Below are 13,593 nucleotides of genomic sequence, written 5' to 3'. Positions count from 1 at the left end.
CTTTTTGCTGTTTATTGATTAGTTAGGCAAGTAAGCTAGGATAGGAATCTTTTTGGCGCTAAGATTTTAAGAGAAGAGACTGCAAGAAGGGGTAGATTTATGATAAAATAGAAGTCTAAGAAGCGAATGAAGAGAGTAAGATGAAAGAAGCTATAATTGAGTGGAAGGATTTCTCTTTCCGGTATGAAACACAACAAGAACCGACCTTGCAAGGGGTAGACTTGACCATTTACAAGGGAGAGAAAGTCTTAATTGTTGGGCCATCTGGGTCAGGTAAATCTACCTTGGGTCAGTGTTTGAATGGGATTATTCCCAATATTTACAAGGGTCAGATGTCTGGAGAATTTGTGATCAAGGGTCAAGCCGCTTTTGATATGAGTGTCTATGATAAATCTCATCTGGTCAGTACAGTTTTGCAGGATACAGATGGGCAGTTTATCGGCCTGTCTGTGGCAGAAGATTTGGCGTTTGCTCTGGAAAATGATGTGACAGATCTAGAAGAGATGAAAGGTCGTGTTCATAAATGGGCTGAAAAGCTGGACCTTCTTCCTTTACTGTCTCAGCGTCCTCAGGATTTGTCAGGTGGACAAAAGCAGCGGGTCAGTCTGGCTGGTGTCTTGATTGATGAAAGTCCGATTCTTTTGTTTGATGAGCCGCTCGCCAATCTGGATCCCAAGTCAGGTCAGGATATTATCGAATTGATTGACCAGATTCATAAGGAGGAGGGGACGACGACCCTTATTATTGAGCACCGTTTGGAGGACGTTCTGCATCGTCCTGTGGATCGGATTGTCTTGATAAACGATGGCCGTATCCTCTTTAATGGGAGTCCTGATCAGTTATTGGCGACTGACCTGTTGACCCAAAATGGAATTCGAGAACCCCTTTATCTAACCACTTTACGTCAATTAGGTGTGGATTTAGCTAAAGAAGAACAATTATCAAATTTGGACAACTTGTCCATCTCAAAAGGCCAGGTTCAGTTGCAGACTGAATTGGTAAAAGAGATACCAGATTTGCAGTCACTTTTTAGACTAGATGATGTGTCTTTTTCTTATGATGATAGACCGATTTTGAAATCCATTCATCTGGATATTAAAAAGGGCGAAAAGATTGCCATTGTCGGGAAAAATGGAGCAGGGAAATCAACCCTAGCCAAGGCCTTAAGTAGCTTTATCCAGACTGAAGGTCGCTATCTTTGGGAAGGACAGGATATAAAAGGCGATTCTGTTGCAGAGCGGGCGGAACGAGTAGGCTATGTGCTACAAAATCCTAATCAAATGATTTCAACCAATATGATTTTTGATGAGGTGGCTCTGGGACTTCGTTTGCGAGGTGTGGACGAGCAGGAAATTGAAACGAGAGTCTATGAAACTTTGAAAATCTGTGGTCTCTATGAATTCCGTAATTGGCCTATTTCTGCCCTGTCATTTGGTCAGAAAAAACGTGTCACCATTGCTTCAATTTTGGTCTTGGGGGCTGAAATTATCCTCTTAGATGAACCGACAGCAGGTCAAGACCAGAAGAACTATACTGAGATTATGGAATTTCTTGAAGAACTGCATCAAAAAGGGCATACCATTGTCATGATTACCCATGATATGCAATTGATGCTGGATTATTCAGACCGAGCCCTTGTCATGGTGGATGGGGAATTGATTGCCGATACCGATCCAGCTAGTCTGTTGAGCAACCCTGAACTGTTAGTAAAAGCCAATCTAAAAGAGACCTCTATCTTCAACTTGGCCAAGAAACTCGACGTGGATCCACTTGCTTTAACGGCATTTTATAAAGAAAGGAGAGAAGGATGCAAGCTAAACTAATTGGTTACCAGCATAGAGATACTGTGATTCATCGCTTGTCAGGAGCTGGTAAACTCCTCTTTTTCATCCTTGTATCATTGGCGGCCATGATTAGCTATGATACCAGACTGCTTGTTCTGATTGCCATCTTTTCGGTCTTTCTCCTCTATTTGTCAGAAATCCGTTTTAAAGATGTTTCCTTTGTAGCCGTTTTTGCGACGGTATTTGCCGTTTTAAACGTCTTGATGGTCTATCTCTTTTCTCCCGAGTATGGGGTTGGACTTTACGGAGAGAGAAGTGTGATTTGGCAGGGAATCGGTGCCTACACTCTGACCAGCCAAGAGCTCTTTTATCTGCTAAATCTAGCTATTAAGTACCTTTGCACCATTCCTCTGGCTATTATCTTTTTGATGACAACCCACCCTAGTCAGTTTGCTTCCAGTTTAAATCAAATTGGTGTGTCTTACAAGATTGCCTATTCTGTCAGCCTGACCTTGCGCTATATTCCAGATTTGCAGGAAGAATTCTTTACTATCAAGATGTCTCAGGAAGCGCGTGGGATGGAATTATCCAAGAAAGCTTCTCTCATGCAACGAATCAAAGGCAATCTGCGCATTATCACTCCCTTGATTTTTAGCTCGCTAGAACGCATTGATACCATTGCGACCGCCATGGAGCTTCGCCGCTTTGGAAAAGAGAAAAAACGCACTTGGTATAGTTATCAGGCCTTGAAAAAAGGAGACTATCTTACCTTGTTCTTGGCAGCCTTGTTTTTAGTAGCTAGTTTACTACTTATCTTGCAGAATCAGGGACGATTTTACAACCCTTGGAAATAGCTTGAAAAAATTGAAAAAATCAAGTCGTTTCTATTGACAATGATTCTGAAAGTGTTATACTAAGAAAGTAGTTTCGCTGATTTACTTCAAACCTGTTGTGAGGTAAGTTAACGATGCCTTAACCACGCTGTTTGCTGAGCTTGACTCCGGGCAGTGTGGCTATTTTTTTGCAATGGTGAAAGGAAACAAGTCATGACAAATCACATTGTATTATTTGAACCACAAATTCCACAAAATACAGGCAATATCGCGCGTACTTGCGCTGCGACCAATTCTCCCCTCCACATCATCAAGCCAATGGGCTTTCCTATTGACGACCGCAAGATGAAGCGGGCTGGATTGGATTATTGGGATAAGCTAGAGATTTATTTTTACGAGAGTTTGGAAGATTTTATGTCTCAGATGAAGGGAAAACTCTATCTGATTTCGAAATTCGCTGAGAAAGTGTATTCTGAGGTGGATTTATCGACTGACGAAGACCATTATTTTCTTTTTGGACGTGAAGACAAGGGATTGCCGGAGGACTTTATGCGAGAACATCCTGAGAAAGCTCTCCGTATTCCTATGAATGATGAACATGTCCGCAGTCTCAATGTGTCTAATACCGTTTGCATGATTGTCTACGAAGCTCTTCGCCAGCAGAACTTTGCAGGTCTTGAGCTTGTTCATACCTATGAAGTGGATAAATTGAAATAAAAAATGAAAATGGAAATGAACAAAATGCTTGCGCTTGCAAGCGTTTTTTGTTATGATAAAAGAGTCTTCAGGGCAGGGTGAAATTCCCGACCGGCGGTAAATTTGACTATCTATTTTAGCTTTCTCGTCGTTGTCTTGTCTCGATATACTTTAAGTATTATCTTCGACTGCGACGCCTAGATAAATCTAAAATATCTTAGCCAAATAAGTCCGCGAGCGCAAGCTGATGTGGTGAGATTCCACAACCGACAGTATAGTCTGGATGGGAGAAGACGAAAGAATAGCTTTGTCTGTTCTGATAGATTTATAGCTAGATTGTAACCGCTTGCTTTAGTTTTCTTTAATAGAGTGATAGGGAACTTTTGGGATATAAAAAGTGAGAATAGATAGAGGAATCCTTTCTAACTTCTTCTGATTTTATAGAAAATTGGAGGAACCTGTTATGACAAACACACGTCGACTTTCGACCATTGCGATTCTATCAGCCATCTCATTTGTGCTGATGTACTTTGACTTTCCGCTTTTGCCAGCGGCGTCCTTCCTCAAGATCGAATTTAGTATCTTGCCAGTCCTTGTGGGCTTGGTGGTTATGGATTTGCCTGCTGCTTTAGGAGTTCTCTTGCTTCGCTCACTCTTGAAACTGCTTCTTAACAGTCAGGGAGTGAATACTTACATTGGTTTGCCAATGAATATCGTAGCTTTGGGAGTTTTTGTCATCGTATTTGCTTTGATTTGGAAAAAGGAACGGACAACCCTTCGTTTCCTACTAGGCTCTCTAGCTGGGACTATTGGTTTAACTGTGGCAATGTTGGTTCTCAACTATGTTTATGCTGTTCCTTTGTACGCTAAGTTTGCTAACTTTGATATTGGAAAAATTTTGGGACTTTCCAACTACCTAATGACTATGGTGTTGCCTTTTAACTTGATTGAGGGTGTAATCTTTTCCGTTTCATTCTGGTTGTTGTATGTCCTTTTGAAACCAACCTTAAAACATTATGAAAGATAACCAAACATTTTTAATGAAGGGCAGTTTTGCCCTTTTACTTTTCGTTATTCTTGGCTACATGGTCAAATTTTACCCTGAAACGCTGGTCGGTTTTGATCAATCGATTCAGACTGCCATTCGAGGAGACTTACCAGATTACTTGACTATTCTTTTCCGAGCCATCACACGCTTGATTGATATTCCAGTGATTATCACTTGGGTTGCCATCGTAGCCTTTATCTTTTATCGTAAGCGATGGAAGATAGAAAGTTTCTTCATGCTGGGAAATCTGGCTTTAGCAGGACTTTTAATCGTGACTTTTAAAAACATCTACCAGCGCCCACGACCAGCTATTTTACACTTGGTTGAGGAGAAGGGATTTTCCTTCCCAAGTGGTCATTCTCTGGCTGTAACCTTGATGGTCGGCTCTCTGATTGTCATTCTCAGTCAACGGATGAAAAATCCGGTCTGGAGAAAAATCATGCAAATTGTGCTAGGTCTCTACCTAGTCAGTGTGCTGGTATCAAGGGTCTATCTGGGAGTTCATTATCCATCAGATGTCCTTGCCAGTCTCTGTGTGGGCTTGGGAGTCTTGTTTATCGAATTTCCCTTCTATGACAAGCTACGCTTCCAATGGCGATTTAAAGGCAAGCAGAAGTGAGTATCAAATTCCCTTGAGGAGAAAGAAATGAAAGTCAATATAGCAGATCTTCATCCGACTCAACTATACTTATCAGAAAAGAAGTTGCAAAATATTCAGATGCTTTACCAGTCGGCAGAAACAATCCAAGTCGATCCAATCAGTATTCTTGCCTTTGGAGATTGCTTGTTGATTACAGATGGGCATCACAGGGCTTATCAGGCTTTATTGGCAGGTAGGAATACGATTTCTGCTGAGTGGGATAGAGATGGTGGTGATGAACTATATCATCTCTATGCGCAAGCCTGCGAGGAAAGAAAGATTTACTCTGTTCTGGATTTAAAAAATCATATCTTACCTCAAGATGAGTATGAAGCAAAATGGTATAACTGGTGTGATGGTTTTAACCAAGCAGCAACTCTCTTATTGAAAAGGAAAGCAGATGAAACGGATTTTACAAATAGATAATGCACTGCGTCTTGTTCCTTATTATAAGGTCAATCATTGTGAGGAAGCTTTGGCTTGGTATCAGGATGTGAACTTGGTTTACCTCGTAGATGGTGTGAAGAGACCTTACAGTCCAGCGACCCTGGAAGCTATGTATTCTTATTTGGATAAGCATGGAGAGCTTTTTTGGATTGAAGTCAAGGAGAAGGGAGAATGGTTTCCAATTGGGGATGTTACACTATCTCAGGATAATCTCCCCATTGTGATTGGGAATCCCGCTTACCAACATCGAGGGATTGGGAAAAAGGTTCTAAGTACTTTGATTGAATTGGCTCGAGTAAAAGGATGGAAAGAATTGAAAGTCAAGGAAATCTACACCTACAATCATGCTTCTAGGAGGTGTTTCAAGTCGCTTGGATTTGTGGAAGATGGAACAACAGAAAAAGGAAGGAGTTTTGTATTGAAATTAGTCTAATCCTGCCACTTTCTCCCCCTTAACCTTTGACTATTCCGTAAAATTATCGTAAAATAAAGAGTAAATGATAAAATGAGGTCAGAGTCTGTTCGCTCTGGCGATAGTAGTATAAATGAGGAGAAACGCTTTGGAATTAGAAGTATTTGCTGGGCAAGAAAAAAGTGAACTATCTATGATTGAGGTAGCGCGTGCTATCTTGGAACTTCGTGGTCGCGACCATGAGATGCATTTTAGCGATCTTGTAAACGAAATTCAAAACTACCTTGGAACATCAAACAGCGATATCCGCGAAGCCTTGCCTTTGTTCTACACAGAGTTGAACTTTGACGGTAGCTTCATCTCACTTGGAGACAACAAATGGGGGCTTCGTTCATGGTATGGTGTGGACGAAATCGACGAAGAAATCATCGCTCTTGAAGAAAATGACGACGATGAAGTAGCACCAAAAGCTAAGAAAAAACGTGTCAATGCCTTCATGGATGGCGATTCAGATGCTATTGACTACAATGCAGATGATCCAGAAGACGAAGATGCATACGAAGCAGATCCAGCTCTTTCATATGATGATGAAAATCCAGATGATGAGAAAAATGAAGTGGAAGCTTATGATGCAGAAATCAACGAAATCGCCCCAGATGACTTGGGTGAAGACGTGGATCTCAACGAAGACGACGACGAGTTTTCAGATGATGATGCTGAAACCAGCGAGGAATAAAAGTTAGCTATTGACAATTATCCTATTTTTAGGTATCATATTGTTCGGGCACCTCTTTTAGAGGTAGGGGCTCCCTAGTTCTTAGGGAGCTATTTTTGTTTTTTCAAGAAGTTATCTTCTTGTATTTTAGTTGTGAATCTGGTGCAGTCGTCCCAGATTATTCTTATTAGTAGGGTCTTGTTTTCTATGTCCCCTCGTAGTTAACAAGACCTTGAGGATTTTAGAAAGAGGAATCTATGTCTACGAAATATATTTTTGTAACTGGTGGTGTGGTATCGTCTATTGGGAAAGGGATTGTGGCAGCGAGTCTGGGTCGTCTCTTGAAAAATCGTGGTCTCAAAGTAACCATTCAAAAGTTTGATCCTTATATCAATATCGATCCGGGAACTATGAGCCCTTACCAGCACGGGGAAGTTTTTGTGACAGATGACGGAGCTGAGACAGATTTGGACTTGGGTCACTATGAACGCTTCATCGATATCAATCTCAACAAATATTCCAACGTGACAACTGGTAAAATTTACAGTGAAGTTCTTCGTAAAGAACGCCGTGGAGAATACCTTGGGGCAACTGTTCAAGTCATTCCTCATATCACAGATGCTTTGAAAGAAAAAATCAAGCGTGCCGCTCTAACGACTGACTCTAATGTCATTATCACAGAGGTCGGTGGAACTGTTGGGGATATCGAGTCCTTGCCATTCCTAGAGGCCCTTCGTCAGATGAAGGCAGATGTGGGTGCAGATAATGTCATGTACATTCATACAACTTTGCTTCCATATCTCAAGGCAGCTGGTGAAATGAAAACCAAACCAACTCAACACTCTGTAAAAGAATTGCGTGGATTGGGAATCCAACCAAATATGTTGGTTATTCGTACAGAAGAGCCAGCTGGTCAAGGAATTAAAAACAAACTGGCCCAGTTCTGTGATGTGGCACCAGAAGCCGTTATCGAGTCTTTAGACGTTGAACATCTTTACCAAATTCCGTTGAATTTGCAGGCACAAGGTATGGACCAGATTGTCTGTGACCATTTGAAATTAGACGCACCAGTAGCAGATATGACAGAGTGGTCAGCTATGGTGGACAAGGTCATGAACCTGAAAAAACAAGTCAAGATTTCCCTTGTCGGTAAGTATGTTGAGTTGCAAGATGCCTACATTTCTGTGGTTGAAGCCTTGAAACACTCTGGTTATGCCAACGACGCAGAAGTTAAAATCAATTGGATCAATGCCAATGATGTGACAGCAGAGAATGTAGCAGAGCTTTTGTCCGATGCGGACGGAATCATCGTACCAGGTGGTTTTGGCCAACGTGGTACAGAAGGGAAAATCCAAGCCATTCGCTATGCGCGTGAGAATGATGTTCCAATGTTGGGAGTCTGCTTGGGAATGCAGTTGACATGTATCGAATTTGCTCGTCACGTTTTGGGTCTTGAAGGTGCCAATTCTGCAGAGCTTGCACCAGAAACAAAATACCCTATCATTGATATCATGCGTGATCAGATTGATGTTGAGGATATGGGGGGAACCCTTCGTTTGGGACTTTATCCGTCTAAACTAAAACGTGGCTCTAAGGCAGCAGCTGCTTATCACAATCAAGAAGTGGTGCAACGCCGTCACCGTCACCGTTATGAGTTTAACAATGCCTTCCGTGAGCAGTTTGAGGCAGCAGGCTTTGTCTTCTCAGGAGTTTCTCCAGACAATCGTTTGGTAGAAATCGTGGAAATTCCAGAAAATAAATTCTTTGTAGCGTGTCAGTATCACCCTGAACTGTCAAGTCGTCCAAACCGCCCAGAAGAACTCTACACTGCCTTTATTACTGCAGCAGTTGAGAACAGTAATTAGGAAAATCAAAACCTTTGAGAAGAATCTCAGAGGTTTTTTTGCATACGATGGATATTGCAGTATATCTGAGGTAGGAGTCCTCTGTGTGTACCTGCTACCCTTGAAATCAATAGCGACTCCCGCTTGCCCTGTGCTAGTGAATGGATTTATCAGTATATTGAAATGAAATCTGAACAAATTAATTCGGAAAGCCAAATCAATTTCTAGAAATATTTTAGTAGTCAAGGTGTACTGTTATAGATTCAATACACTATACTTTTTTAATTTATACTCTTCGAAAATCAAATTCAAACCACGTCAGCTTCACCTTGCCGTACTCAAGTACAGCCTGCGGCTAGCTTCCTAGTTTGCTCTTTGATTTTCATTGAGTATTAATCCACTATATCTGCAGAATACTTTCTCAGTTTCATTCAGCCTAGTCTTGCTTAAGAAAAAAGCAAAAAGCCATCCCATTCAGGATAGCTTCTTTGTTCTTAGATTTGTTCTGCAAAAACCTTTTCGGCAAGGTTCATAGCGTGGTCTGATACACGAGTGTAGTGTGAGATGATGTCTATAAAGTTGACCCCAGCTTGTGTTGAACATTCGCCCTTGTTGAGGCGTTTGATGTGGGTTTTTCTGAGAACACGCTCTATGTTATTGATTGCTTCATGACGTTCTACAAGACTGCGTGCTTTTTCAATATCATTGTTTTCCACACTATCCAGAGCATCTTTAATAAAGTCACTAGTTTGACGATAAACTTCCTCTAATTCTTTCAAGGCGGCATCAGAAAATTCAACATTTTTCCGTTGAAGATAGTCAGTCAGATTGAGTAGAGCCTCCGCGTGGTCTCCAATCCGTTCCAAATCACGGGAGGAATCAAGGATATTGGTGAGCACTTCGCTTTCTTTTTGACTGAGAGCTTCGCTTGAAAGGGCAATGAGATAACGTGTTAATTGCTCATCGATGGTGTTAATGGCTTCTTCGGTTTTATGCCCTTTTTCAGCAACTTTTTCATCCAAGTCAATGATATACTTATAGGAAAGGTCAAAGGCTTTGGCAGCGTAGTTTCCTAAGTGCAAGAGCTCTTTCTTAGCATTTCCGAGAGCGATAGATGGGGCTTGTTTGATGAAATGCTCATCAAGATATAAGGGTTCGTATTTGACAACCTCGTCTTCTCCAGGAATAATCTTGGTTACAAAGTAAGCCAGAGCTCCGATAAATGGAAATTGGACAATGGTATTGGTAATATTAAAGGTTCCGTGAGCAAAGGCGATGGTCATTTCCGGTGCTAGATTTAGCGTAGATTCAAACCAATGAATCAGGGCTGTAAAAGGAACTAGAAAAATAACGCAGACGACTGTTCCGATAACGTTGAAGGCAACATGAGCTCCTGCTACCCGTTTAGCTGCAATATTAGCACCTAAAGAGGCAATGATGGCTGTAATGGTTGTCCCGATATTGTCACCAAATAGAACTGGCAAAGCTCCTTGCAGGTCAATGAGATTGCTGGCGTAGAGGTTTTGTAAAATCCCGATGGTAGCCGAGGAAGCTTGAATCAGTAAGGTCAAGCCGGTACCGACAAAGACACCCAAAACAGGATTCTTACTTAGCTCAATCATATAGTCTTTAAAGACCTGTAAATCTTTGAGTGGAGCCATTGCACCGCTCATGAGATTGAGGGCAAAAAAGATACCACCGACACCAAAGAGGATGCGTCCGATATTATTGACTGTTCGATTTTTTGTAAAGAAGAGACAGACAGCACCGATAAAGAGCATAGGCAGGGCATAGTCACCTAGTTTAAACCCAATAAGAAAGGATGTGACTGTTGTCCCAATATTAGCCCCCATGACAATTCCGATAGCCTGACGTAAGGTTAGGAGACCGGCACTGACCAGGCCGACTGTGATAACTGTTACACCAGAACTAGACTGAATTAGAGCAGTCATCCCAATACCAACCAGAACTCCAAAGAAAGGATTACTAGTATATTTGTCAATGTAAAAACGAAGGCGATCTCCAGCAGCTTGTTGCAAACCGTCTCCCATGGTCTTGATACTATATAAGAATAGTCCCAGACCACCTAAAAAGTGAAATAAAATTTCCTGCCAATTAATGGACATTTCTTTTTCCTCCGAAAAATAATAACGGAATTTCTCCTATTCTATTTTAAAGGATAAAAGTAAATCTAACAAGTGTTAAGCTAAGATTTTAGAAAGAAAATTCGTTAGAAAAAGTAAAAATAATATACTCTAGCATGTCACAAAGATTAAATGGTAAATTCCCAAACTAAGTTCCACCGCTAATCCAAGTGGAAGTTAGTCTGATAAAAATCCTAAAAACCAGTGGAAATCCGTGTCAGGGTAAGTTCCACTGGTTTTAAATATGCTTGATTTTATTGTTTTTGTAGCCGAAAGGAATCGAAAAAAAGAGCGCACAAAATCCCCTCATCTGAAAGCGTTTCAGATTAAGTTCCGCTATGGTGGAAGTTAGTGTGAGACGTTTGAATAGGGTTTTAGGTTAGTTTTTAGAACTTATGTTGGAGTAATGTAGACGACTGACAGACGTCTTCTGCAGGTATTTTAGAAATGCCGAGAAGCTTAGGAATTTCTTCTCCATAAGTAAAGGCAAAGAGTTCATAAGCTGACTTTCCATTCAAAGCAGCACGTTTGACGCTGTTGACATGAGAGCAGACGAGATTGATGTCCTCTTGAGTTAAGTTGTCAAAGGAAATTCCCTTTGTTAGGATGTCGCGAATCAAGGTGTGATTTTTCTCGATTCTCCCTTTCTGGTCAGAGCGATTAGGGTCACAAAAGAAGAGTTTACTCTCTCCTCGCACATCCATTTCGATGTCATCAACCCTTGCAAACTCTCCACCATTATCGGTAAGAATGACAGGGAAGAGTTGGAAGAAATCTTTGTCAGCTTGGTGAAGAGTGTTCTTGATGTCATAGAGGTGTTTGGTAACCTCAAGGGCAGTTTTATTATCCAGCAGTCTAGCGAAGATACAGTTACAGAAAGATAGATTGAAGGTGAGTAGGACTTTACCTCCCATTCTGCCCATAACGGTATCCATTTCTAGCCAAGAGTCTAGTTGATTAAGGGTTAAATAATTTAGGAAATCCTCATAGGAACGGCCTTTTTTAGCTTCTTTAGGGATGGGAGGTAGCTTACTTTTTCTTCGTTCTTTAAATTTAACGGCTCTGGTTAGGTCAATAGGAGCGATAGACAGGTAACCTTTTCGGATGTGTCGATAGACAGTTGAGGAGCTGACATCAAGATTGTGAGTTTTGAGGATATGATAGATGTGTTGTCCCTTTTTAACACCATCAGAAATGACTTTGTCCATGTCCCAGAAGGTCTTAGAATTGAGGGGAGTTCCTTCACGAGCTTCTACAAGAGTTTGTTCGTATTGTTTTTGAGCTTGTTTAGCGAGGTAGAAGATTTTTTTAAATCCACAATTTTGTCTTCTTTTAGGACAGCCGTTACAGACAAAGGGAGCCTTGTCGAGTAGAGGGCAAGGAAGGTTATGGCCTGTAGACTCTCGGACTTGTCTGTTTCGTTTGACTTCTTTGGAAACAGTAGTCGGGTCTTTTAGAATAAGTTGCCCGATCGCTTTGAAGGTTTCACTGCGCTCTAAACCTAATTGGATATCATTACGGTCTGAAAGGGTAAGGTGTTTATGTTTTGTCATAGTAGACCTCGTTTCTAACTCAAACGTCTCACACTTAATTCCACCATAAAAATCCGTTTTAGACTAACTTCCACTTTGGATAGGCAAGTGGAAGTTACTTTGAGAAGTTAGCACAAAGATTAAATATCGAAAAATCTTGTGAAATCTTTCCTTATATTTCCAAAGTGTGATATAATAGTTTCGAATAAAATAAATAAAGGGGTTTTTGTAACATGGCAAAACTTACTGTTAAAGACGTTGACTTGAAAGGTAAAAAAGTCCTCGTTCGTGTTGACTTCAACGTACCATTGAAAGATGGCGTAATCACTAACGACAACCGTATCACAGCAGCTCTTCCAACTATTAAGTACATCATCGAACAAGGTGGACGTGCAATTCTTTTCTCTCACCTTGGACGTGTGAAAGAAGAAGCTGACAAAGCTGGTAAATCACTTGCTCCTGTAGCAGCTGACTTGGCAGCAAAACTTGGTCAAGACGTTGTTTTCCCAGGTGTCACTCGTGGTGCTGAATTGGAAGCAGCAATCAACGCTCTTGAAGATGGACAAGTTCTCTTGGTTGAAAACACTCGTTACGAAGATGTTGACGGCAAGAAAGAATCTAAAAACGATCCTGAACTTGGTAAATACTGGGCATCACTTGGAGATGGTATCTTCGTAAACGATGCATTCGGTACAGCTCACCGTGCACACGCATCTAACGTTGGTATCTCAGCAAACGTTGAAAAAGCAGTTGCTGGTTTCCTTCTTGAAAACGAAATTGCTTACATCCAAGAAGCAGTTGAAACTCCAGAACGTCCATTCGTAGCAATCCTTGGTGGTTCAAAAGTTTCAGACAAGATTGGTGTTATCGAAAACTTGCTTGAAAAAGCTGATAACGTCCTTATCGGTGGTGGTATGACTTACACATTCTACAAAGCACAAGGTATCGAAATCGGTAACTCACTTGTAGAAGAAGACAAATTGGATGTTGCGAAAGCTCTTCTTGAAAAAGCAAACGGTAAATTGATCTTGCCAGTTGACTCAAAAGAAGCTAACGCATTTGCTGGTTACACTGAAGTGCGTGACACTGAAGGTGAAGCAGTTTCTGAAGGCTTCCTTGGTCTTGACATCGGTCCAAAATCTATCGCTAAATTTGACGAAGCTTTGACTGGTGCCAAAACAGTTGTATGGAACGGACCTATGGGTGTATTTGAAAACCCAGACTTCCAAGCTGGTACAATCGGTGTGATGGACGCTATCGTGAAACAACCAGGCGTTAAATCAATCATCGGTGGTGGTGACTCAGCTGCCGCAGCGATTAACCTTGGCCGTGCAGATAAATTCTCATGGATTAGTACGGGCGGAGGTGCATCAATGGAACTTCTCGAAGGTAAAGTATTGCCAGGTTTGGCTGCACTAACAGAAAAATAATTTCAGCCCGTTAGTCTCTACAAAATCCTGATTTTGTAGAAAAAGGAACAAAACTGAAACGTTAACAA

General features: G+C 41.2%; 12 protein-coding genes and 1 riboswitch. Of the genes, 10 read left to right on the top strand and 2 right to left on the bottom strand.

The annotated features are described in order from the left end of the window. Positions 1–140 precede the first annotated feature (140 nt). From OC529_RS07195 to OC529_RS07155, 9 genes are all read left to right on the top strand, one after another. A complete protein-coding gene (locus tag OC529_RS07195) occupies positions 141–1,823 on the top strand; it encodes an ABC transporter ATP-binding protein (protein WP_262081834.1) in 1,683 nt (560 codons plus the stop codon). Continuing rightward, on the top strand, positions 1,808–2,638 hold the full coding sequence (locus tag OC529_RS07190) for an energy-coupling factor transporter transmembrane component T family protein (protein WP_262081833.1): 831 nt from the start codon (positions 1,808–1,810) through the stop codon (positions 2,636–2,638). Before OC529_RS07195 ends, OC529_RS07190 begins: the two co-directional genes overlap by 16 nt. A 192-nt stretch (positions 2,639–2,830) precedes the next feature. After that, positions 2,831–3,334, top strand: a complete 504-nt coding sequence (locus OC529_RS07185) for a tRNA (cytidine(34)-2'-O)-methyltransferase (protein ID WP_000181388.1) — start codon at positions 2,831–2,833, stop codon at positions 3,332–3,334. A gap of 59 nt (positions 3,335–3,393) precedes the next feature. Continuing rightward, a riboswitch (FMN riboswitch) is annotated at positions 3,394–3,612 on the top strand. 164 nt (positions 3,613–3,776) lie between these two features. Beyond that, entirely contained in the window at positions 3,777–4,340 is a 564-nt protein-coding gene (locus OC529_RS07180; RefSeq protein WP_000185834.1) for an ECF transporter S component, read from the top strand. After that, a complete protein-coding gene (locus OC529_RS07175) occupies positions 4,330–4,980 on the top strand; it encodes a phosphatase PAP2 family protein (protein ID WP_262081832.1) in 651 nt (216 codons plus the stop codon). Before OC529_RS07180 ends, OC529_RS07175 begins: the two co-directional genes overlap by 11 nt. Before the next feature lie 27 nt (positions 4,981–5,007). Then, entirely contained in the window at positions 5,008–5,427 is a 420-nt protein-coding gene (locus tag OC529_RS07170; RefSeq protein ID WP_262081831.1) for a chromosome partitioning protein ParB, read from the top strand. 4 nt (positions 5,428–5,431) lie between these two features. Then, positions 5,432–5,881, top strand: coding sequence for a GNAT family N-acetyltransferase (locus OC529_RS07165; RefSeq protein WP_262082046.1), 450 nt, complete (start codon positions 5,432–5,434; stop codon positions 5,879–5,881). 127 nt (positions 5,882–6,008) lie between these two features. Next, the gene (gene rpoE, locus OC529_RS07160) at positions 6,009–6,596 is read left to right on the top strand and encodes a DNA-directed RNA polymerase subunit delta (protein WP_000418402.1); all 588 of its coding nucleotides are present in this window, start codon (positions 6,009–6,011) and stop codon (positions 6,594–6,596) included. 236 nt (positions 6,597–6,832) lie between these two features. After that, the gene (locus OC529_RS07155) at positions 6,833–8,440 is read left to right on the top strand and encodes a CTP synthase (RefSeq protein ID WP_262081830.1); all 1,608 of its coding nucleotides are present in this window, start codon (positions 6,833–6,835) and stop codon (positions 8,438–8,440) included. A 473-nt stretch (positions 8,441–8,913) separates the two neighbouring features. On the opposite strand, the gene OC529_RS07150 is transcribed toward OC529_RS07155, so the two are convergent. Together OC529_RS07150 and OC529_RS07145 are read right to left on the bottom strand one after the other, a co-directional pair. Next, positions 8,914–10,545, bottom strand: coding sequence for a Na/Pi cotransporter family protein (locus tag OC529_RS07150; RefSeq protein WP_138703645.1), 1,632 nt, complete (start codon positions 10,543–10,545; stop codon positions 8,914–8,916). A 404-nt stretch (positions 10,546–10,949) separates the two neighbouring features. Further along, on the bottom strand, positions 10,950–12,116 hold the full coding sequence (locus OC529_RS07145; protein WP_262081829.1) for an IS30 family transposase: 1,167 nt from the start codon (positions 12,114–12,116) through the stop codon (positions 10,950–10,952). A gap of 212 nt (positions 12,117–12,328) precedes the next feature. On the opposite strand from OC529_RS07145, the gene OC529_RS07140 reads away from it, so the two are divergent. Continuing rightward, entirely contained in the window at positions 12,329–13,525 is a 1,197-nt protein-coding gene (locus OC529_RS07140) for a phosphoglycerate kinase (RefSeq protein ID WP_001096747.1), read from the top strand. Positions 13,526–13,593 lie beyond the last annotated feature (68 nt).

Source organism: Streptococcus sp. Marseille-Q5855 (genome assembly GCF_946901985.1).
Classification (GTDB): Bacteria; Bacillota; Bacilli; order Lactobacillales; family Streptococcaceae; genus Streptococcus.
The sequence above is the reverse complement of the archived record's forward strand: the minus strand, read 5'-3'. Positions and strand labels throughout refer to the sequence as shown.